This window comes from Rossellomorea sp. YZS02 (genome assembly GCF_033963925.1).
Classification (GTDB): Bacteria; Bacillota; Bacilli; order Bacillales; family Bacillaceae_B; genus Rossellomorea.
The window spans coordinates 28522-50430 of the sequence record NZ_JAXBLY010000025.1; the positions used below are offsets into that span (position 1 = coordinate 28522).

General features: G+C 42.9%; 21 protein-coding genes and 2 other annotated features. All 21 genes read right to left on the reverse strand.

The genetic code is table 11. The annotated features are described in order from the left end of the window. Window positions 1-109: 109 nt before the first annotated feature. Window positions 110-2188, reverse strand: a complete 2079-nt coding sequence (gene fusA, locus SLH55_RS20505; RefSeq protein WP_219166395.1) for an elongation factor G — start codon at window positions 2186-2188, stop codon at window positions 110-112. Window positions 2189-2239: 51 nt separating this feature from the next. Continuing rightward, window positions 2240-2710, reverse strand: a complete 471-nt coding sequence (gene rpsG, locus SLH55_RS20510; RefSeq protein ID WP_034765993.1) for a 30S ribosomal protein S7 — start codon at window positions 2708-2710, stop codon at window positions 2240-2242. A 44-nt stretch (window positions 2711-2754) separates the two neighbouring features. Further along, complete coding sequence (gene rpsL / locus SLH55_RS20515) at window positions 2755-3177, reverse strand: 30S ribosomal protein S12 (protein WP_034765995.1); 423 nt, start codon at window positions 3175-3177, stop codon at window positions 2755-2757. A 99-nt stretch (window positions 3178-3276) separates the two neighbouring features. Next, window positions 3277-3525, reverse strand: coding sequence for a 50S ribosomal protein L7ae-like protein (locus SLH55_RS20520; RefSeq protein ID WP_320324381.1), 249 nt, complete (start codon window positions 3523-3525; stop codon window positions 3277-3279). 160 nt (window positions 3526-3685) lie between these two features. Then, window positions 3686-7285 (reverse strand): DNA-directed RNA polymerase subunit beta', encoded by a 3600-nt coding sequence (gene rpoC, locus SLH55_RS20525; RefSeq protein WP_219166393.1) that lies wholly within the window; start codon window positions 7283-7285, stop codon window positions 3686-3688. A gap of 51 nt (window positions 7286-7336) precedes the next feature. Further along, complete coding sequence (rpoB, locus tag SLH55_RS20530) at window positions 7337-10894, reverse strand: DNA-directed RNA polymerase subunit beta (RefSeq protein WP_226677488.1); 3558 nt, start codon at window positions 10892-10894, stop codon at window positions 7337-7339. A 232-nt stretch (window positions 10895-11126) separates the two neighbouring features. Further along, a complete protein-coding gene (locus SLH55_RS20535; RefSeq protein WP_219166411.1) occupies window positions 11127-11735 on the reverse strand; it encodes a class I SAM-dependent methyltransferase in 609 nt (202 codons plus the stop codon). Window positions 11736-11855: 120 nt separating this feature from the next. Further along, window positions 11856-12215, reverse strand: coding sequence for a 50S ribosomal protein L7/L12 (gene rplL, locus SLH55_RS20540; protein ID WP_219166391.1), 360 nt, complete (start codon window positions 12213-12215; stop codon window positions 11856-11858). Window positions 12216-12273: 58 nt separating this feature from the next. Further along, window positions 12274-12774, reverse strand: coding sequence for a 50S ribosomal protein L10 (gene rplJ, locus SLH55_RS20545; RefSeq protein ID WP_219166390.1), 501 nt, complete (start codon window positions 12772-12774; stop codon window positions 12274-12276). 42 nt (window positions 12775-12816) lie between these two features. Then, window positions 12817-12961, reverse strand: a sequence feature (ribosomal protein L10 leader region). 51 nt (window positions 12962-13012) lie between these two features. Continuing rightward, window positions 13013-13714 (reverse strand): 50S ribosomal protein L1, encoded by a 702-nt coding sequence (gene rplA, locus SLH55_RS20550; protein ID WP_219166389.1) that lies wholly within the window; start codon window positions 13712-13714, stop codon window positions 13013-13015. Between the two features lie 122 nt (window positions 13715-13836). Beyond that, complete coding sequence (gene rplK, locus SLH55_RS20555; RefSeq protein WP_032085258.1) at window positions 13837-14262, reverse strand: 50S ribosomal protein L11; 426 nt, start codon at window positions 14260-14262, stop codon at window positions 13837-13839. A gap of 178 nt (window positions 14263-14440) precedes the next feature. Beyond that, entirely contained in the window at window positions 14441-14974 is a 534-nt protein-coding gene (gene nusG / locus SLH55_RS20560; RefSeq protein WP_206857918.1) for a transcription termination/antitermination protein NusG, read from the reverse strand. Between the two features lie 170 nt (window positions 14975-15144). Then, window positions 15145-15324: a preprotein translocase subunit SecE gene (secE, locus tag SLH55_RS20565; RefSeq protein WP_044340513.1), complete on the reverse strand. Its 180-nt coding sequence runs from the start codon at window positions 15322-15324 to the stop codon at window positions 15145-15147. A gap of 44 nt (window positions 15325-15368) precedes the next feature. After that, window positions 15369-15515: a 50S ribosomal protein L33 gene (gene rpmG, locus SLH55_RS20570; RefSeq protein WP_219166388.1), complete on the reverse strand. Its 147-nt coding sequence runs from the start codon at window positions 15513-15515 to the stop codon at window positions 15369-15371. Between the two features lie 72 nt (window positions 15516-15587). After that, the gene (gene sigH / locus SLH55_RS20575) at window positions 15588-16232 is read right to left on the reverse strand and encodes an RNA polymerase sporulation sigma factor SigH (RefSeq protein WP_412103632.1); all 645 of its coding nucleotides are present in this window, start codon (window positions 16230-16232) and stop codon (window positions 15588-15590) included. 77 nt (window positions 16233-16309) lie between these two features. Further along, window positions 16310-16819 (reverse strand): NYN domain-containing protein, encoded by a 510-nt coding sequence (locus tag SLH55_RS20580; protein ID WP_219166387.1) that lies wholly within the window; start codon window positions 16817-16819, stop codon window positions 16310-16312. 5 nt (window positions 16820-16824) lie between these two features. Then, a complete protein-coding gene (gene rlmB / locus SLH55_RS20585) occupies window positions 16825-17568 on the reverse strand; it encodes a 23S rRNA (guanosine(2251)-2'-O)-methyltransferase RlmB (RefSeq protein ID WP_219166386.1) in 744 nt (247 codons plus the stop codon). Next, window positions 17565-17990, reverse strand: coding sequence for a Mini-ribonuclease 3 (locus tag SLH55_RS20590; RefSeq protein WP_219166385.1), 426 nt, complete (start codon window positions 17988-17990; stop codon window positions 17565-17567). The genes rlmB and SLH55_RS20590 overlap by 4 nt, the downstream gene beginning before the upstream one ends. Next, window positions 17990-19390 carry a cysteine--tRNA ligase gene (cysS, locus tag SLH55_RS20595; RefSeq protein WP_219166384.1) on the reverse strand — a complete coding sequence of 467 codons (1401 nt, stop codon included), beginning with the start codon at window positions 19388-19390 and terminating at the stop codon, window positions 17990-17992. Before cysS ends, SLH55_RS20590 begins: the two co-directional genes overlap by 1 nt. Further along, window positions 19387-20037: a serine O-acetyltransferase gene (gene cysE / locus SLH55_RS20600; RefSeq protein WP_219166383.1), complete on the reverse strand. Its 651-nt coding sequence runs from the start codon at window positions 20035-20037 to the stop codon at window positions 19387-19389. The genes cysS and cysE overlap by 4 nt, the downstream gene beginning before the upstream one ends. Window positions 20038-20110: 73 nt before the next feature. Next, window positions 20111-20329 (reverse strand) — a binding site (T-box leader). Window positions 20330-20372: 43 nt separating this feature from the next. Beyond that, window positions 20373-21830, reverse strand: coding sequence for a glutamate--tRNA ligase (gene gltX, locus SLH55_RS20605; RefSeq protein ID WP_320324382.1), 1458 nt, complete (start codon window positions 21828-21830; stop codon window positions 20373-20375). Window positions 21831-21909: the final 79 nt, after the last annotated feature.

Consider the following 21909-nt stretch of genomic DNA (forward strand, 5'->3'; position numbering starts at 1 on the left):
TTAAAGAAAATAAGTATATTTTGGGTGCCTCAGAGACGGTTAAATCACCATCTCTGACACAACAATTGCTTACATTAGTATTTATACTTTATAAAAGCGAATAAATCAATTATTCACCTTTATTTTTTTTGATGATTTCTTCAGAAATCGACTTAGGTACTTCTTCGTAGTGATCGAAGTGCATAGAGTATGTTCCACGTCCTTGTGTGTTAGAACGAAGGGAAGTTGCATATCCAAACATTTCTGATAGAGGTACGAACGCTTTAACGACTTGAGCGTTACCGCGTGCTTCCATACCTTCTACGCGTCCACGACGTGAAGTAACGTCACCCATGATATCTCCAAGGTATTCCTCAGGGATAACAACCTCAACCTTCATCATTGGCTCAAGGATAACTGGCTTACATTTAGAAGCAGCATTCTTAAGGGCCATTGATGCAGCGATTTTGAACGCCATCTCAGATGAGTCGACGTCATGGTATGAACCATCGAATAATCTTGCTTTAACATCAACAAGTGGGAATCCAGCTAATACTCCGTTTTCCAGAGCATCTTGTAGACCGGCTTGTACTGCAGGGATGTATTCACGAGGAACAACCCCACCGACGATACCGTTTTCGAATTCGAATCCTTTACCTTCTTCGTTAGGCGCGAATTCAATCCAAACGTGTCCGAATTGTCCACGTCCACCTGATTGACGAGCGAACTTACCTTCAACTTTAGCCGTATCACGGAAAGTTTCGCGGTAAGATACTTGAGGAGCACCTACGTTTGCTTCTACTTTGAATTCACGTTTCATACGGTCAACGATGATATCTAAGTGAAGCTCACCCATACCGGCAATGATAACCTGTCCAGTTTCCTGGTCAGTGTGCGCACGGAATGTTGGATCTTCCTCTTGTAGTTTTTGTAGAGCAGTTGTCATTTTATCTTGGTCAGCCTTAGACTTAGGCTCAACAGATAGAGAGATAACCGGCTCTGGGAATACCATTGATTCTAAGATAACAAGGTTCTTTTCATCACATAGTGTATCTCCAGTGCTAGTATCTTTCAGACCAACCGCTGCTGCGATATCCCCAGCATACACTTGGGAGATTTCTTCACGGGAGTTAGCGTGCATTTGCAGGATACGACCTACACGTTCACGTTTTCCTTTAGAAGAGTTTCTTACGTAAGAACCTGATTCAAGTACACCAGAGTAAACACGGAAGAATGTTAATTTACCAACATAAGGGTCAGTTGCAACTTTGAACGCCAAAGCAGAGAATGGAGCTTCGTCTGAAGATGGACGAGTCACTTCTTCTTCTGTTTCAGGTACAAAACCTTTGATATCTTCAACATCTGTTGGTGCTGGAAGATAATCGATAACTGAGTCAATTAGTAATTGAACCCCTTTGTTCTTGAATGCAGATCCACATACTACCGGGTAGAACTCGACAGTTAGTGTAGCCGCACGGATAGCAGCTTTGATTTCTTCGTTAGAAAGTTCTTCACCTTCTAAGTACTTCATCATAAGCTCTTCATCAAGTTCAGATACAGCTTCAATTAGCTTTCCGCGGTATTCTTCAGCTTGATCTTTGTACTCTTCAGGAATGTCACGAGCTTCTGCACGTGTTCCAAGATCATCTTCATAGAAATAAGCTTTCATTTCTACTAAGTCGATGATACCTTCGAAGTCATCCTCAGCACCGATTGGAAGCTGAATTGGATGTGCATTAGCTTGTAGACGCTCATGTAGTGTACCTACAGAGTAAAGGAAGTCAGCACCGATTTTGTCCATTTTGTTAACGAACACAACACGGGGAACCCCGTAAGTTGTTGCTTGGCGCCATACAGTTTCAGTTTGTGGCTCAACACCAGATTGAGCATCAAGTACTGCTACTGCACCATCAAGTACACGCAGGGAACGCTCAACTTCAACAGTGAAGTCTACGTGTCCCGGAGTATCGATGATGTTAATACGATGGCCTTTCCATTGGGCTGTTGTCGCAGCAGAAGTGATTGTGATACCACGTTCTTGCTCTTGCTCCATCCAGTCCATTTGAGAAGCACCTTCGTGAGTTTCTCCAATTTTATGGATACGACCTGTATAAAATAGGATACGCTCAGTTGCAGTTGTTTTACCAGCATCGATGTGAGCCATGATACCGATATTACGAGTGTTTTCTAAGGAGAACTCTCTAGGCATGCGGTCTTTCTCCTTCCTTATATGAGAATAATTTGATTGTTTTTGATCAGATTACCAACGATAGTGAGCAAACGCTTTGTTCGCTTCAGCCATCTTGTGTGTATCTTCACGCTTCTTGACAGAAGCACCAGTGTTGTTAGCTGCATCAAGGATTTCGTTAGCTAAACGCTCTTCCATTGTCTTCTCACCGCGAAGACGAGAGTAGTTTACTAACCAACGAAGACCTAATGTAGTACGACGCTCTGGACGCACCTCTACAGGTACTTGATAGTTTGAACCACCTACACGACGAGCTTTTACTTCTAATACCGGCATGATATTTTTTAAAGCTGCATCGAATACTTCCATTGCATCTTTACCTGAACGCTCGCTAATGATATCAAACGCTGCGTATAATTTCTTTTGAGCTTTACCTCTTTTACCGTCAATCATGATTTTGTTGATTAAACGAGTAACTAATTTAGAATTGTACATTGGATCAGGTAAAACGTCTCTTTTTGCTACAGGACCTTTACGTGGCATGTGATTTCCTCCTTTCAACGAGAAATGAATTTATTGTTGTTTTATTATTTTTTAGCTGCTTTAGGGCGCTTAGTTCCGTATTTAGAACGTCCTTGCATACGGCCGTCAACTCCAGCTGTATCAAGCGCACCACGTACGATGTGATAACGTACCCCTGGTAAATCCTTTACACGTCCTCCGCGAATAAGAACAACACTGTGCTCTTGAAGGTTATGTCCGATACCAGGAATGTAAGCAGTAACCTCGATTCCATTAGTCAAACGAACACGAGCATATTTACGTAAAGCCGAGTTCGGTTTCTTTGGAGTCATTGTACCAACACGAGTACATACACCACGTTTTTGTGGAGAAGACAAGTTCGTGTGCACCTTCTTAAAGCTGTTATAACCTTTGTTAAGAGCTGGTGACTTTGATTTTGTTGATTTTGACTGACGAGGCTTGCGAACTAATTGGTTAATAGTTGGCATTTTGTTTTCCTCCCTTCTTATTTGGTAAGCCCACACATCCAGGTGGTTCTTTTTTGGGTAAAAGTAAAGTTTTTGTAGATTCTTTCTACAAAAACTATTTTACTGTATAATCGCAACAGCTGCTGCTCCAACATCTATTCCGCACGATTTACCAAGTTTCTTCATCGAATCCACTTTGTTAACCTGTACATTAAGATCAATCGCGGCCTGAACGACTTTGGCTGTAATCTTGGGATCAGCATCCTCCGCAATTACAACTTCCGTTACATGACCTGTTTTTAGAGCTTTCACTGCTTGCTTTGTTCCTACAATAATTTCTTTAGCCTGCGCTACTTTTTCATAAGACATTTCATATCCTCCAAAGTAACAGGTTATTAATAGGAGCAACCTTGAATATATTATCATCTTAAAATCTCTATGTCAACATAGATTTAAAAGATTTATAAAAGCTAACTCTTAAGACTGTTGTTTGAGCAATCAAACCCGCCTAAGAGTTAGCCTAAATAGATTACTCTACTGTTACTGTTTCTTCACTAGTATCTTCAGCTAGCACCGGTTCTGCCTTGCGGTAACGTTGCATACCCGTACCTGCAGGGACCAGTTTACCAATGATAACATTTTCTTTCAATCCTAGTAACTCATCACGTTTTCCTTTAATGGCAGCGTCCGTCAACACACGAGTTGTTTCCTGGAACGAAGCCGCAGATAAGAAGGAATCCGTTTCAAGCGAAGCTTTGGTGATTCCGAGCAGTACAGGGCGTCCTGTCGCCGGAAGCTTACCGCCGAATAATGCTTTTTCATTCGCATCTCTGAATTGATGGATATCCATAAGAGTACCCGGAAGCACCTCAGATTCACCAGCATCGATGACACGAACTTTACGAAGCATTTGACGGACCATAACCTCAACGTGCTTGTCGCCGATTTCAACCCCTTGCATACGGTATACCTTTTGTACTTCGCGCAGCAAGTATTCTTGAACAGCGGACACATCACGGACTTTAAGAAGTTCTTTAGGATCGATTGAACCTTCAGTGATTTCCTGACCGCGTGCGACTTTATCGTTCACAGCGAACTTCAGGCGCGCTGTGTAAGGAGCTGTGTAACTTCTCGTTTCCACATCACCTTGCACGGTAATTTCGTACTGACGATCTTTACCTTCACTGATGGAAGTGATCACACCATCAATTTCAGAAATGACAGCTTGACCTTTCGGATTACGCGCTTCGAAGATCTCTTGGATACGCGGTAAACCTTGAGTGATATCGTCTCCTGCAACCCCACCTGTATGGAACGTACGCATCGTTAACTGAGTACCCGGTTCCCCGATGGATTGAGCAGCGATGATACCGACAGCTTCCCCGACTTCGACTTTTTGACCTGTTGCTAGGTTTGTTCCGTAACATTTTTCACATACACCGTGTCTTGTGTTACATGTGAAGGCAGAACGGATCGAAACATGTTCGACACCAGCATCAATGATCGTCTTAGCCAGATCTTCTGTGATCAACTGATTTTCTGTGATGATGATTTCATCTGTCTCAGGATGACGCAATGTTTTGCGTGAGTAACGACCGAGTAAACGTTCTTCAAGGGGTTCGATGATTTCGGTACCCTCTTTAATGGAGCCTACAAGTAGGCCTCTGTCCGTTCCACAGTCTTCTTCACGAACGATAACGTCCTGGGCAACGTCAACAAGTCGACGTGTCAAGTAACCTGAGTCAGCAGTCTTCAGTGCTGTATCGGCAAGACCTTTACGGGCACCGTGTGTAGAGATGAAGTATTCAAGAACCGTCAGACCTTCACGGAAACTTGATTTGATCGGTAACTCGATGATACGACCAGCCGGGTTGGCCATCAGTCCACGCATACCGGCAAGCTGAGTGAAGTTAGATGCGTTACCACGGGCACCTGAGTCACTCATCATGAAGATCGGGTTGCGTTTATCCAATGTAGCCATTAACTTACCTTGAATCGTATCTTTCGCAGCACTCCAGATGGAGATGACACGATCATATCTTTCATCTTCTGTAATGAGACCACGTTTAAATTGCTTCAATACGTTGTCTACCTTACTTTGGGCTTCAATCAGGATTTCCTCTTTTTCCGCTAATACTACGATATCTGCGATACCTACAGTAATACCGGCTTTAGTGGAATATTTAAATCCAAGGTCCTTCATCTTATCAAGCATACGAGATGTTTCCGTGATGGCAAACTTCTTGAATACTTCCGCAATGATATTCCCTAAGAAACCTTTTTTGAATGGGTTAATTAACTCACGATTTTGGAATACTTCCTTAACGTCCGTCGATGGATCAACAAAGTAGTTCTCAGGAGTTGCAACTTCCAAGTTCGTTCTTGTTGGCTCATTAATGAACGGGAATGTATCAGGTAAGATTTCATTAAAGATCACTTTACCTACCGTAGTTAATAGTAATTGTTTATTTTGCTTATCAGTGAACGTTTTGTTATTGATGGTGCTTGCATGGATCGCAATTCGGGTATGCAAGTGTACATAACCGTTTTGATATGCAAGGATGACCTCATTTGCATCGTTGAAAATCATTCCTTCACCAACAGCATTTTCTCGTTCAAGTGTCAGGTAATAGTTACCTAGTACCATATCCTGGGACGGAGTAACAACCGGTTTACCGTCTTTCGGATTAAGGATGTTTTGGGCAGCAAGCATGAGCATGCGTGCTTCAGCTTGTGCTTCAGAAGATAGTGGTACGTGAACCGCCATTTGGTCACCATCGAAATCCGCATTGTATGCCGTACATACAAGTGGGTGAAGACGGATCGCTCTACCTTCGACAAGAGTTGGTTCAAATGCTTGAATACCAAGTCTGTGAAGAGTAGGTGCACGGTTTAAAAGAACTGGATGTTCTTTGATAACCCCTTCTAATACATCCCATACTTCCGGCTGTACACGTTCGATTTTGCGCTTCGCACTCTTAATGTTGTGAGCCAGACCTTTTTCAACGAGTTCTTTCATGACGAATGGTTTGAATAACTCAAGAGCCATTTCTTTAGGAAGACCACATTGGTACATCTTAAGATTCGGACCAACAACGATTACAGAACGACCGGAATAATCGACACGCTTACCAAGAAGGTTCTGACGGAAACGACCTTGCTTCCCTTTAAGCATATGTGAAAGGGATTTTAATGGGCGGTTACCCGGTCCAGTAACTGGACGGCCACGACGACCATTATCAATTAAAGCATCAACCGCTTCTTGAAGCATACGCTTCTCATTTTGAACGATGATGCTTGGAGCACCAAGGTCCAATAAACGTTTAAGACGGTTATTACGGTTAATAACACGACGATATAAATCATTCAAGTCAGAAGTCGCAAAGCGTCCACCGTCAAGTTGAACCATCGGGCGAAGCTCTGGAGGAATGACAGGAAGTACATCAAGAATCATCCAATCCGGATCATTTCCTGAGTTTCTGAAAGATTCCACCACTTCTAAACGTTTGATTGCACGGGTACGGCGTTGACCTTGAGCTGTTTTCAGTTCTTCTTTCAAGAAATCAGCTTCTTTATCCAGGTCAATGTCTTGAAGAAGCTTTTTAATCGCTTCCGCTCCCATTGCAGCTTGGAATTTCACTCCGTATTTCTCACGGTACGCACGGTACTCTTTTTCAGAAAGAAGTTGCTTTCTCTCAAGAGCCGTGTCGCCTGGTTCTGTTACAACATAAGAAGCGAAGTAGATGACTTCTTCCAGAGCACGCGGGGACATGTCTAACACAAGACCCATACGGCTAGGGATTCCTTTGAAGTACCAGATATGAGATACAGGTGCAGCAAGTTCGATGTGACCCATACGTTCACGACGGACTTTAGCCTTTGTTACTTCAACACCACAGCGGTCACAAACAACGCCTTTATAACGTACACGTTTGTATTTACCACAGTGACATTCCCAGTCCTTTGTAGGACCAAAGATACGTTCACAGAACAAACCATCTTTTTCTGGTTTTAACGTACGATAGTTAATCGTTTCAGGCTTTTTAACCTCCCCGAAAGACCACGAACGGATCTTATCGGGGGAAGCTAAACCAATTTTCATATACTCAAAATTATTTACATCTAGCAAGGGGCCTACCTCCCTTTTAATCTACAGGCTCTAACCCTAATTGCTCTAAATTTATTCTTTCGACCCTACTGTCTCGGATTCTTGTGCATTAGATTCAGAGATATTTAGCGTGTCTGCTTGTTGTACTTCTTCTTCATCCTCTAAGTCACGCATTTCAATTTCTTCTTCGTTACTAGAGAGGATCTTAACATCCATACCTAAACTTTGAAGCTCTTTGATCAGAACTTTGAATGATTCCGGAACACCAGGTTCAGGAACGTTTTCACCTTTGACAATGGCTTCATATGTTTTCACACGACCTACAACATCATCTGATTTGACTGTCAGAATCTCTTGTAGAGTGTAAGCGGCACCGTATGCTTCTAGTGCCCATACCTCCATCTCACCGAAACGCTGTCCACCGAATTGAGCTTTACCACCCAACGGCTGCTGCGTAACAAGCGAGTAAGGACCTGTTGAACGAGCGTGAAGTTTGTCATCAACCATGTGAGCAAGTTTAATCATATACATGATTCCTACTGATACACGGTTGTCAAATGGTTCACCTGTTCTTCCATCGTAAAGAACGGTTTTCGCATCACGTGCCATCCCCGCCTCTTCGATGGTTGCCCAAACGTCTTCCTCACGCGCTCCATCAAATACTGGTGAAGCAACATGAATACCAAGATATCTGGCTGCCATACCCAAGTGAAGCTCAAGCACCTGTCCGATATTCATACGAGATGGTACCCCTAGTGGGTTAAGCATGATATCGATCGGTGTACCGTCCGGTAAGAACGGCATGTCTTCTTCAGGAAGGATTCTTGAGATAACACCTTTGTTACCGTGACGACCAGCCATTTTGTCACCTTCAGAAATCTTACGCTTCTGAACGATGTATACACGTACAAGCTGATTCACACCTGGTGGTAATTCGTCGCCGTCTTCACGGTTGAAGACTTTAACATCGAGGATGATTCCTCCTCCACCATGTGGTACACGAAGAGATGTATCCCGTACTTCACGAGCTTTCTCACCGAAGATTGCATGTAATAAGCGCTCTTCAGCCGTCAGCTCAGTCACACCTTTAGGCGTTACTTTACCGACAAGTAAATCGCCATCTTTCACTTCAGCACCGATGCGGATGATTCCACGCTCATCAAGATTGCGCAGTGCATCTTCACCAACGTTTGGAATATCACGAGTGATCTCTTCAGGTCCCAATTTCGTATCACGAGATTCAGACTCATATTCTTCAATATGAATAGAAGTATATACATCGTCTTTTACAAGACGTTCACTCATGATGATCGCATCTTCATAGTTGTAACCGTCCCAAGTCATGAATCCAACCATTACGTTACGTCCTAAGGCGAGTTCACCTTTCTCCATGGAAGGACCATCAGCAAGGATTTCTCCTTTAACTACACGGTCGCCTTCACTTACGATCGGACGCTGGTTGTAACATGTACCTTGGTTAGAACGGATGAACTTCTGCATACGATACTTATCGAGGTCACCTTTTACTTCCTGACCATCGATTTCTTTCACACGACGCACCCAAACTTGTTTCGCTTCAACTTTTTCTACGATACCTTCATATTTACAAATCACGGCTGCACCGGAGTCTTTCGCAGATACGTGTTCCATACCTGTTCCGACGATTGGTGATTCCGGATTCATCAAAGGTACTGCTTGACGTTGCATGTTCGCTCCCATTAGAGCACGGTTGGAGTCATCATTCTCTAAGAATGGAATACATGCAGTCGCTGCTGATACTACTTGTTTAGGGGATACATCCATATAGTCAAGACGTTCACGCTTGATGACCGTGTTCTCACCACGGAAACGAGCGATGACTTCTTCATCAAGGAACGCGCCGTCTTCTCCAAGGCGTGCGTTTGCTTGAGCCACTACATAGTTATCTTCTTCGTCAGCTGTCAGGTAATCGATGCGATCGGTTACCTTTCCTGTATCAGGGTCGACACGACGATACGGTGTTTCAATAAAGCCGAATTTATTCACTTTCGCAAATGAGGAAAGTGAGTTGATCAGTCCGATGTTCGGACCCTCAGGTGTTTCAATCGGGCACATACGTCCATAGTGGGAGTAATGTACGTCACGCACTTCGAAACCGGCACGTTCACGTGTTAATCCACCAGGCCCTAATGCAGATAGACGACGTTTGTGCGTTAATTCTGCAAGAGGATTCGTTTGGTCCATGAATTGAGACAATTGAGAGCTTCCAAAGAACTCTTTAATAGATGCAATAACAGGACGGATGTTGATCAGTTGTTGAGGTGTGATCGTGTTCGTGTCCTGAATGGACATTCTTTCACGAACGACACGCTCCATACGTGATAAACCGATACGGAATTGGTTCTGTAGCAATTCACCAACCGAACGTAAACGACGGTTACCTAAATGGTCAATATCATCTGTCAGTCCTACTCCATGTAATAAGTTAAAGAAGTAAGAGATGGAAGAGATGATATCAGCAGGTGTAATGTACTTAACCTCTTCTTCAACATACGCATTGCTGATTACGTTGATTTCGAATTCTCCTTCTTCGTTAGGAGAATAAATCTTGATAGATTGAAGAACGACGTCTTCTTCTAATACGCCGCCGGACTGTTGGTAGTTTTTGAAACCAATGCCGTTTTCTAAATAAGGGATTACCTTATCAAGGGCGCGACGGTCAAGAACCGTGCCTTTCTCTGCCAGAATCTCTCCCGTTTCCGGATCTGCTAGAGTTTCTGCTAGAGTCTGACCGAATAAACGGTTTTTGATGTGTAGCTTTTTGTTCATTTTGTAACGTCCAACGTTTGCTAAGTCATAACGCTTAGGATCAAAGAAACGAGAAACGAGTAAACTTTTAGCATTTTCTACAGTAGGAGGCTCTCCTGGACGCAGACGCTCATAAATCTCGAGCAATGCCTTGTCGATACCTTCCGTGTTGTCTTTCTCGAGTGTGTTACGAATGTACTCATTATCACCGATCAGATCGATGATTTCTTGATCAGAGCCAAACCCAAGGGCACGTAAAAGAACCGTTACCGGTAGTTTGCGAGTTCGATCAATTCGCACATATACAACATCTTTTGCATCTGTTTCATACTCAAGCCAAGCTCCGCGGTTTGGTATAACGGTAGCAGTAAACCCTTTCTTTCCGTTCTTATCTACTTTTCCACTAAAGTAAACACTAGGTGAACGTACTAGCTGAGAAACGATAACGCGCTCAGCACCATTAATGACAAAGGTTCCTGTGTCTGTCATTAATGGGAAATCACCCATAAATACGTCTTGATCCTTTACTTCTCCTGTTTCTTTGTTCACAAGACGGACTTTCACTCTAAGCGGTGCAGAGTAAGTAACATCTCTTTCCTTTGATTCTTCCACCGAGTACTTTGGCTCTCCCAGACTATAATCAATAAATTCCAAAGAGAGATTACCAGTGAAGTCCTCAATCGGAGAAATGTCACGGAACATTTCTCTTAACCCCTCATCAAGAAACCATTGATACGAGGAAGTTTGAATTTCGATTAGATTCGGTAATTCTAAAACTTCACTGATACGCGCAAAACTTCTGCGTTGGCGGTGTCGTCCATACTGAACTAGTTGACCTGTCAACTGATTCACCCCTCAAATCAAGCGTTTTGGTTGTGTCTATATGCCTTAAAGTAGGATTTCTACTCTACACAAGACAAAAAGAAAAAGGGTTTTAATGATAAAACCTCATTTTCATATGACGAACTATTATTTTATAATCTTTTCCAATTTATCCAACATATATACATATGGACATATTACCGGAAAATAATATTTTTGCATTTTATAATGTTATCATAGCAATAAAGTTACGTCAACGGATTTCTTTTACCGATTTCAAGATGTAGTATCCCTTTTTCCTTGCAACGATTTCTACATTTGAAAACAATGTTTCCATTTTATCCATGGCAGATGGAGCGCCTTGCTTCTTCTGAATAACAACCCACAATTCTCCCAGTTCCGAAAGATGCTCGTAACTATTTTCAAGTATGGAATGAACCGTCTCTTTACCAGCACGAATCGGCGGATTTGTTAAAATGGCAGCAAAATTCTTTTCAACGACCTTTGAATATCGGTCACTTTGATAGATTCTGACGTTTTGAACTTTATTCTCCTTCGCATTTTCCTGCGCCAAAGATAAAGCTCTCTCATTTACATCAACCATATGGACCGTTCGATCATGATAATCTTTAGCTAAGGACAAGCCGATAGGGCCATACCCGCAACCGACATCCAATAACGGACCTTCCGCATCGGGTAATTCAAACGTTTCAATCAACACCCTAGATCCAAAGTCCACTTCCTTCTTCGAGAAAACACCCTGATCCGTTTTAAAACGGAAAGGTTGTCCCCTTAATTCAAAGGTTATGGTTTGGGGGTTACTTTCTACATCCGGGTTATGAGAATAATAGTGATCGGTCATTATATCATCTCCATCCATTTGTGACTCCCGCCTGTTGACCACCCTCACTAAGACGCGAGGATAGATGCCAGACAAGAAAAAAGCCCGCCAACGATAGCGAGCTTTTCATCTATACAATCATTACTTAACTTCTACGCCAGCTCCAACTTCTTCAAGTTTAGCTTTAAGTTCTTCAGCTTCCTCTTTAGAAACTCCTTCTTTAAGAGCTTTAGGAGTGTTATCAACCATTTCTTTCGCTTCTTTAAGGCCAAGACCTGTGATTTCGCGAACAACTTTGATAACTTTGATTTTTTGAGAACCAGCGCTCTCAAGAACTACGTCGAATTCAGTTTTTTCTGCAGCAGCGTCAGCGCCACCAGCAGCTACAGCTACAGGTGCAGCAGCAGTTACTCCGAATTCTTCTTCGATTGCTTTAACTAGATCATTTAATTCAAGAACTGACATTTCTTTAATCGCGTCAATGATTTGCTCTTTACTCATTTTAAATTTCCTCCTTGTTATGCTTGCTTTAATTTTTATTTAAACGACTTGCTTTAACTTACGCGCCTTGCTCTTCTTTTTGATCTGCAACGGCTTTTGTTGCCAATGCGAAGTTGCGCATTGGTGCTTGAAGCACGCTGAGTAGCATAGAAAGAAGTCCTTCGCGGTTTGGAAGTTCAGCGATCGCTTTAACATCCTCAACTGAAGTGATTGTTCCCTCAATGACACCCGCTTTGATTTCAAGCGCTTCGTGTTCTTTAGCAAAGCTGTTAAGAATCTTTGCAGGTGCAACTACTTCTTCTGTACTGAACGCAATCGCGTTAGGACCAGTTAAGAATTCGTTTAACCCTTCAAGACCAGCTTCTTCTGCCGCACGACGTACCATAGTGTTTTTGTACACTTTGAAGTCGATGCCAGCTTCACGAAGTTGTTTACGAAGCTCAGTTACTTCGGAAACATCCAGGCCACGGTAATCTACAACGATTGTAGATACACTGTTTTTAAGCTTGTCAGAGATTTCTCCGACGATGTGTTTCTTTTGATCTAGAATGCTGCTCATCATTACACCTCCTGTAGATTGACTGATGAACATTTATACCGTCATCCAATAAAAAATGCCCTTATATCAAGGTAGACATAAGGGCATTGCAAACGCGCTATAAGCGGTTATTTTATCGCAATTACCTCGGCAGGACATTAAGCTCGGGAAGAGCACCTACTGTCTACGGTACAAATGTATTCGTTTTTTAACAACAGAACTAATTATAATCACTAGTTCCTAGTAAGTCAATACCAAATTATGCCTTAACTGCGAAAGTTGAAGGATCGACTTTAACGCCAGGTCCCATTGTAGAAGTTACAGAAACGTTCTTCATGTAAGTTCCTTTTGCAGCAGCAGGTTTAACTTTAAGCATTGTTTCATACATTGTAGCAAAGTTTTCAACAAGCTTTTCGTTGTCGAATGAAATCTTTCCAACAGGAACGTGTACGTTACCTGATTTGTCAGCACGGTATTCAACTTTACCAGCTTTGATTTCATTAACTGCTTTTGTTACATCAAATGTAACTGTACCAGTTTTAGGGTTTGGCATTAAACCTTTAGGTCCTAATACGCGACCAAGTTTACCAACTTCACCCATCATGTCTGGAGTTGCTACGATTACATCAAACTCGAACCAACCTTGGTTGATCTTGTTGATAAGGTCTGCATCACCTACGAAATCAGCGCCAGCAGCTTCTGCTTCTTTTGCTTTATCGCCTTTAGCGAATACAAGAACCTTTTGAGTTTTACCAGTTCCGTGTGGAAGTACAACTGCTCCACGGATTTGCTGGTCGTTCTTACGAGTATCTACACCTAAGCGGAACGCTACTTCGATCGTTGCGTCAAACTTAGCGAAGTTTGTTTTCTTAACTAGTTCGATTGCTTCTTCCACTGAATAAGCTGTAGTACGATCTACAAGCTTTTGAGCTTCAAGAAACTTTTTACCTTTTTTAGCCATTATAAATTTCCTCCTATATGTGGTTTTAGCGGAATAACCTCCCACGAAATAAGGTTGCGAGTGAAACGTACATTTCATCATCGCAACCTCGTTCAACAGGAACCTTTTTGCCGAAGCAGGGATTAGTCTTCGATGACGATACCCATGCTGCGCGCAGTTCCTTCTACCATGCGCATAGCTGATTCAACACTAGCCGCATTTAAGTCAGGCATTTTTGTTTCAGCAATTTCACGTACTTTGTCGCGTTTAAGTGTTGCCACTTTCTTGCTGTTTGGTTCGCCTGAACCAGACTCGATACCAGCAGCTTTCTTAAGAAGAACAGCAGCGGGTGGAGTTTTTGTGATGAATGTAAATGAACGGTCTTCAAATACCGTGATTTCAACAGGAATGATTAAGCCAGCTTGATCTGCTGTACGAGCATTGAATTCCTTACAGAATCCCATGATGTTAACACCTGCTTGACCTAGTGCAGGACCAACTGGTGGAGCTGGATTAGCTTTACCGGCAGGAATCTGCAATTTAACCATTTTGATAACTTTTTTAGCCACGAGACACACCTCCTTAAGTCCGTGATGTGGTTATTGGGTATTTCACCCTCCCACTCAAATGTAAAAAATGTCTTTATCAACATAAAGAACGTCTATTAGTTTCAGTATCTCTTTTGTCGAGACGCACTGACTTATGAAATAGTATCATTTTTTCAGAATGATTTCAAGTTCTTTTCCATTATAATTTATCAATTTGAGAGAAATCCAGTTCTACCGGGGTATCTCTACCAAACATATTGACGTGGACTTTTACTTTTGCTTTCGCATTATCGATCTCTTCTATCGAACCGGTGAAGTTTGCGAATGGACCTTCGTTCACTTTCACTGTTTCTCCTAATTCGAAGTCGATTTCTACCTTTTTCTCTGTCATGCCCATTTGCTTCAGAAGATTTGTTACTTCTTCAGGCAATAACGGCGTCGGCTTCGAACCAGAACCTGATGAACCGACGAATCCAGTCACTCCAGGTGTGTTACGAACTACATACCAGGAATCATCCGTCATGACGATTTCTACAATCACGTAACCAGGAAATACTTTCTTCTTAATCACTTTCTTCTTACCATTCTTAAAATCTGTCTCTTCTTCTTCAGGCACGATCACGCGGAAGATTTTGTCTTGCATCCCCATTGATTCTACACGTTTCTCGAGGTTTGCTTTAACCTTATTCTCGTATCCTGAATAAGTATGAACTACGTACCAATTCTTCTCCATCTTATAGGACTAAACGTCCGTCCCTCCTTACTATTTAAGAATACTCATTCGCCTTTTTTCTCCAAATGAAAAAACCCGTAATAAGATAACGGGCTCTAAGGTCATGTACTCTATTAACATTCATTATACCATGCTTTCACGGTATATATACAATTAATTCTATGTTTCTCTTACTTAGAACCAATGATCAATCGCATAAGTTCTGAGATGCCCAGGTCAATTACAGCAAAGAAAAGGGCAACGAATACCACTGTCGTGATAACAGTTATCGTGTAGCGTGTTAACTCTTTACGTTTAGGCCAGCTGACCTTTCTCATTTCCGATGCAACATTGCGAAAGAATTTAAACATCCGTTAGTAACCTCCAACTAATATCAATGCGCAAGACTTCTACACTATTTAGTCTCTTTGTGTAGGGTGTGAGCATTACATGTATTGCAGAATTTCTTTATTTCTAATCGAACAGCCTGGTTACGATTACCCGGCACAGTATAATTCCTGGAACCGCATACCGAGCAGGCCAATATTAATTTAGTAGTCATATATTCCACCTACACTATACATAGTAAGTCCTATCAAAAATAACACGACCACCAATTTGTGTCAATATGACTTTACATCGTTATTTCGCGGACTTCCAAGTATCGCTCGAGCTTTCGTTTCACCCGCTGTAATGCGTTATCGATAGACTTCACATGGCGATTCAGCTCTTCCGATATTTCCTGATAAGACTGCCCGTCCAAATAAAGGGCAAGCACTTTCCTCTCAAGATCACTCAATAACTGTGCCATCTTGTCTTCCATGTTGTCGAATTCTTCACGATTGATAATTAGGGCTTCCGGATCCATTACTTTCGCACCTGAAATGACATCTAACAACGTACGGTCCGACTCATCATCATAAATGGGTTTATCCAGTGAAACATACGAATTGAGCGGAATATGCTTTTGTCTGGTGGCTGTCTTAATGGCAGTAATAATTTGTCTCGTGATACATAATTCTGCAAACGCTTTAAAAGAAGTCAGCTTGTCCTCCTTATAATCCCGGATTGCTTTATACAATCCAATCATACCTTCCTGGACGATATCTTCCTTATCAGCCCCGATCAAGAAATACGACCGGGCTTTCGCTCTTACAAAATTACGATATTTTTTGATTAAAAAATCTAACGCTTCGCTGTGACCCTGATGGACGGCTTCTATGATCTCTTCATCATCCATGCCTTCTAATCGATTATCAAATGCTTCTGTCCTGGTGATATTGCTCACACACATCCCCCCGCGCAAAACAATAGATAGAATTATTATACATTACTGAAAATTCAACCGTCAACCTATCATTGTTCCCCACGGCGCCATTTTTCAAAAATTTCAGCAACTTCTTCTGACAATTGGATCTTCGATGCCGGCCTTTTTTCACTCGAATTTCGTACTTTTCGTTCGATTTTTTTTTCGATGACTTTCACCTCTGTCAGTAGCTCCCTCGCTGATTTACGAAGGGCCCCCTGACCAAAAATCGCCCATTGCTCTGTGAAATCCGATGTTGCTACATGAATCTGGGTCTTAATATTATTTAACTCAATGGCTAGTTTTTCAATTCGTTCATCAGCTGTTTCATTTTCTCTCGTAAAAAGCACTTCAACTTTATTATTTTGGTACTTACGGGCAATCCCCTGTACATAATAGGCATCAAACACGACAATGACACGGTAGCCCGTATACCCCTGATATTCTGCCATCAGTTCCACGAGACGGTCTCTTGCTGCGGCTAAATCCTTCTGCTTCAACTCATTTAATTCTGACCAGGCACCGATAATGTTATAGCCATCCACAAGGAGAATATCCATTACCCCTATTCTCCCAATGGGTGGCGTTTGCGGTATACCTCATACATTAAGATACTAGCTGCCACAGAAGCGTTTAATGACGTAACATGACCAATCATTGGCAACTGGACAAGGAAATCACATTTATCTCTTAATATTCGGCTCATCCCTTTTCCTTCACTTCCGATGATTAAGCCGATAGGCAGCGTGCCGTCCAACTGACGGAAGTCCTGCTTACCTTTCGCATCCGTCCCGGCTACCCACACTCCACGCTCTTTCAGTTCGTCCACGGCTCTGGACAGATTGGTCACACGTGCCACAGGAATATGCTCAATGGCACCAGTGGAGGCTTTCGCTACTGTAGACGTAAGTCCGACCGCTCTTCTCTTCGGGATAATGATTCCGTGGGCACCTGCCGCATCCGCCGTTCTCATGATGGACCCAAGGTTGTGCGGATCTTCCAATTCATCCAGGATCAGAATAAAAGGATCTTCCCCTTTTTGTTCCGCCCTGTGAAATAGGTCATCTATTTCTGCATACTGATAAGCAGCAACAGAAGCGACAACCCCCTGGTGGTTTTCAGCAACCATCTGCTCGATCTTCTTTTTAGGGACGTATTGAACCATTACGTTCGATTCTTTGGCAAGTCCAACGATTTGCTGGATGGAGCCTTTCTGTGACCCTTCCGCAATCCAAATCTTATTGATATCCCGTCCAGACTTTAACGCTTCCATAACCGGATTTCTTCCTCCGATAAAATCTTTACTCATTTCTGCTCCTCCTTTCCTGCCTGGGCTTGTTCAAAAATAATCTTCAATAGTTCCTCTAACCGCTCCGTCCGATTAAGTAAAAACAAATATCCAATAAGTGCCTCAAAAGCAGTGCTGTGTTTATATGTCTGTACGTCCGTGTTTTTAGGGGTCGTCCCTGACTTGGCATTTCTCCCCCGCTTCACAATCGTGATTTCTTCTTCGGATAATAGATCTTGATCAAACAATGTCCTAAGAATGGCGGCCTGGGCTTTAGCGGATACATACTTCGTCGCGGCCCTGTGCAGCTGATTCGGTTTGATCTTCCCCTTGGTTAAGAGGAGCTGCCGTACATATGTTTCATATACAGCATCCCCCATATAAGCAAGTGCAAGCGCGTTGATTTGTTTCGCATCGATGTGTTCATTTGTCTCGTACAGCATTAAGATCCTCTTTTCCAGCGGGTGCCTTGAGGAGTATCTTCCAGGATGATATCCATATCCTTCAATGTGTCCCGGATTTCATCCGCTAATTGAAAGTTCCGGTCTTTACGAGCCTGAATACGTTTTTCGATCAGTTCTTCCACTTCTTCGTCCAAGAGTCCTGCGTCCTGAAGGGTCAGACCTAGTACAGAGAAGAAATCTTCGAATTGTTGTAAGAACCCGTCTATCACTTCTGTTGACGTATTCTTCTCCATCAGGTAATAGTTCGCCTGTCTGGATAGTTCGAATAGGATGGAGATTCCATTGGCTGTATTAAAATCATCATCCATGTCCATGATGAACTGTGCTTTCAACTCGGCAATTTTGTCCAGCCATTCCTGGTTGTTTTCCGTTAAGTTTGTGCTTGATTCCTTGCGGTGCTTCAAGTTTTCATATGCTGTTTTGATCCTGTCCAAGGAGGTCTCTGCGTGCTGCAGAAGCTCTAAATTATAATTGATCGGGTGACGATAATGTACCGACAGCATGAAGAAACGGAGTACCTGCGGATCCTGTTCTTTAATGATGTCGTGAACCAATACGAAATTACCGAGTGATTTTGACATCTTCTCATTATCGATATTGATGTACCCATTGTGCATCCAGTACTTTGCGAATGTCTTACCTGTAAGGGCCTCTGATTGTGCAATTTCATTCTCGTGATGAGGGAAAGTCAGATCCTGTCCCCCGGCATGGATATCAATGGTATCTCCCAAGTAGCGCTTAGCCATGGCTGAGCATTCAATATGCCAGCCCGGACGCCCTTCACCCCATGGGCTTTCCCAGGAGATTTCACCTTCCTTAGCCGCTTTCCACAGAACGAAATCCAAGGCATCCTCTTTCTTATCCCCTACATCGATACGGGCTCCCGACTTTAGTTCATCAATGGGTTGATGAGAAAGTTTCCCGTATCCGTCAAACTTTCTTGTACGATAATAAACGTCTCCCTGAGATTCATACGCATAGCCTTTCTCCACAAGGGCTGCGATAAAATCTACAATCGTATCGATATTATCCGTTACAGTCGGATGAACATCGGCTTTCTTGCACCCAAGTGCCCCCGTGTCTTCGAAGTAAGCATCGATGAAGCGCTTCGCAATCGTCGGGACATCTTCCCCGAGTTCCTTAGCCGCTTTAATTAATTTATCATCCACATCTGTGAAGTTAGAGACAAATTGGACATCATATCCCCTGTATTCCAAATAACGTCTAACGGTGTCAAATACGATGGCAGGGCGTGCATTTCCTATATGGATATAATTATAAACCGTCGGCCCGCACACATACATTTTGACCTTACCCTCTTCCAGGGGTTTAAATTCCTCTTTTTGCCTTGTCAGTGTGTTATATAAACGAATCGTCAAGATGATCGACTCCTTCCCTCATATTCCCTTAATAGTGATTTCAACTCATTCACTTCTTTTTCAAGCTGCTTCATACGATCATTAATCGGATCGGGCAAATCACAGTGATTCAGATCCTTCTGTATCTTCACTCCGTCCTGAATGACGACCTTTCCTGGGATACCGACTACGGTCGAATTGGGAGGAACATCTTTTAAAACGACAGATCCTGCCCCCACCTTAGAATTTTCCCCAACTACGATGGATCCTAATACTTTTGCACCCGTCGCAATTAAAGCATTGTCCTGAATCGTTGGGTGGCGCTTCCCCTTTTCCTTCCCGGTCCCCCCAAGGGTTACCCCTTGGAAGAGCGTGACATTATCTCCGATTTCACACGTCTCACCAATCACCACACCCATGCCGTGATCAATGAAAAAACGACGGCCGATCTTGGCCCCTGGATGAATCTCGACTCCCGTGAAGAAGCGACTGACCTGTGAAATGACCCTTGCAATAAAAAAGAATTTACGTTTAAAGAATGCGTGAGCAATGCGATGAGCCCAAATGGCATGAAGACCCGAATACGTGAGGATGACCTCAATATAATTCCTCGCAGCTGGATCCTGATCAAAGACGACATCTATATCTTCCTTGAACGACTTAAACATTCGGATCCATCCCCCTTCCTTTTTGAAAATAATAGCTTTCTCCAATAAAAAAAAACGCCCCTGTCAATATACTGACAGAGACGCATAGGCAGCGCGGTTCCACTCTGATTGAGAAGACATTCCTTCTCCAACTCGAATCCTGTTAACGGTAGGATGCCGCCTTTACCTACTATATTTCAGTAACGGGCTCAGAGGTGCATTTCAGAAATGGAGGGGCTTAAACCACTTTCAGCCGGTGATGGTTCTCTCTACTAAGCATCCATTTCTTACTTCTCCTCATCAACGCGATATCATTTAGTGTGATACTCTTACTATATTACATATCCTCGAAAATGTTAACCTAAAAGACTTTGAAGGCGATGTTTAACGGTATCTTTCCCTAACAGCTCGATAGCATTCGGTAATTCAGGACCATGAGTCTGGCCAGTCACCGCTACACGGATCGGCATGAACAGCTTCTTACCTTTATGACCTGTCGCCTTTTGTACCGCTTTGATGGACGATTTGATTTCTGCCGCTTCGTAATTTTCCAGGGCTTCGATCTCGTTCAAGAAAGCTTGAAGGACTTCAGGTACCTGCTCTTCATCAAGTACCGCTTTCGCCTCTTCATCATATTCAAGATCGGTCTTGAAGAACATGTCAGACAGCTCGACAATTTCAGCACCGAAGCTCATCTGCTCCTGGTATAAAGAAATGACACGGCTCGCCCATTCACGCTGCTCATCGGACATAGTTTCATCCAATTTACCCGCACTGATCAAATGTGGAAGAGAAAGCTCCACGACCTGATCTAATTCCAGGTTCTTCATGTATTGGTTGTTCATCCAAGTTAGCTTCTGATTGTCGAACAGGGCTGATGAAGTGGATAGACGTTCAGGATCAAAGATTTCAATGAATTCTTCTTTCGAGAACAGCTCCTCCTCCCCTTTTGGAGACCAGCCGAGTAAAGCAATAAAGTTGAATAACGCTTCAGGTAAATAACCAAGGGCTTCATATTGCTCGATGAATTGAATGATGCTCTCATCCCGTTTGCTCAGCTTCTTACGGCTTTCATTGACGATTAACGTCATATGCCCGTAAACAGGTGCTTCCCAACCAAGGGCTTCGAAAATCATCAGCTGCTTCGGAGTATTGGAGATATGATCCTCCCCGCGAAGAACATGAGTGATTTTCATCAAATAATCATCGACTGCTACGGCGAAGTTATACGTTGGTGTACCATCTTTCTTTGCGATGACAAAATCACCGATGCCATCTGATTCAAATGACACATCCTCTTTTACGATATCATTGAAAGAATATACTTTCCCTGCAGGTACTCGGAAACGAATGCTCGGTTGGCGGCCTTCCGCAGCAAGTTTCTCCTGCTCCTCTTTCGTCAGGTTGCGGCATTTTCCTGAGTAGCGCGGCATTTGACCAGCAGCTGATTGCGCTTCACGTTCCGCTTCCAGCTCTTCTTCCGTACAGTAACACTTATAAGCCTTTCCGTTTTCTAACAGCTCATTTAAATACTGCTCGTAGATATGATTACGCTCTGATTGGCGATAAGGGCCGTATTCTCCCGGTTTATCTGTACTTTCATCCCAATCGATTCCCAGCCACTGAAGATATTTAAGCTGACTTTCTTCTCCACCTTCGATATTTCGTTTCTTATCCGTGTCTTCAATACGGATGATGAACTTTCCTCCTACGCTGCGGGCGTAAAGGTAATTAAATAAAGCGGTTCTTGCATTTCCAATATGTAAATGGCCCGTTGGACTCGGGGCATAACGGACGCGTACTTCCTGTGTCATTTGTATTTCCTCCTCTTATGATTCCTGCTTTAAAGTCTAAGACCTATTTTAACACCGTTAAGTATGGGAATAAAGCGAA

Excerpts from the sequence above, each read along its gene's own strand:
- fusA (WP_219166395.1), bottom strand. The coding sequence starts at position 2,188 with ATGCCTAGAGAGTTCTCCTTAGAAAACACTCGTAATATCGGTATCATG.
- rpsG (WP_034765993.1), bottom strand. The coding sequence starts at position 2,710 with ATGCCACGTAAAGGTCCTGTAGCAAAAAGAGACGTTTTACCTGATCCA.
- rpsL (WP_034765995.1), bottom strand. The coding sequence starts at position 3,177 with ATGCCAACTATTAACCAATTAGTTCGCAAGCCTCGTCAGTCAAAATCA.
- SLH55_RS20520 (WP_320324381.1), bottom strand. The coding sequence starts at position 3,525 with ATGTCTTATGAAAAAGTAGCGCAGGCTAAAGAAATTATTGTAGGAACA.
- SLH55_RS20535 (WP_219166411.1), bottom strand. The coding sequence starts at position 11,735 with ATGACCGATCACTATTATTCTCATAACCCGGATGTAGAAAGTAACCCC.
- rplL (WP_219166391.1), bottom strand. The coding sequence starts at position 12,215 with ATGAGTAAAGAGCAAATCATTGACGCGATTAAAGAAATGTCAGTTCTT.
- rplJ (WP_219166390.1), bottom strand. The coding sequence starts at position 12,774 with ATGAGCAGCATTCTAGATCAAAAGAAACACATCGTCGGAGAAATCTCT.
- rplA (WP_219166389.1), bottom strand. The coding sequence starts at position 13,714 with ATGGCTAAAAAAGGTAAAAAGTTTCTTGAAGCTCAAAAGCTTGTAGAT.
- nusG (WP_206857918.1), bottom strand. The coding sequence starts at position 14,974 with ATGGAGAAGAATTGGTACGTAGTTCATACTTATTCAGGATACGAGAAT.
- secE (WP_044340513.1), bottom strand. The coding sequence starts at position 15,324 with ATGTTTAAATTCTTTCGCAATGTTGCATCGGAAATGAGAAAGGTCAGC.
- rpmG (WP_219166388.1), bottom strand. The coding sequence starts at position 15,515 with ATGACTACTAAATTAATATTGGCCTGCTCGGTATGCGGTTCCAGGAAT.
- SLH55_RS20580 (WP_219166387.1), bottom strand. The coding sequence starts at position 16,819 with ATGGATATTCTCCTTGTGGATGGCTATAACATTATCGGTGCCTGGTCA.
- rlmB (WP_219166386.1), bottom strand. The coding sequence starts at position 17,568 with ATGAGTAAAGATTTTATCGGAGGAAGAAATCCGGTTATGGAAGCGTTA.
- SLH55_RS20590 (WP_219166385.1), bottom strand. The coding sequence starts at position 17,990 with ATGCTGTACGAGACAAATGAACACATCGATGCGAAACAAATCAACGCG.
- cysE (WP_219166383.1), bottom strand. The coding sequence starts at position 20,037 with ATGTTTAAGTCGTTCAAGGAAGATATAGATGTCGTCTTTGATCAGGAT.
- gltX (WP_320324382.1), bottom strand. The coding sequence starts at position 21,830 with ATGACACAGGAAGTACGCGTCCGTTATGCCCCGAGTCCAACGGGCCAT.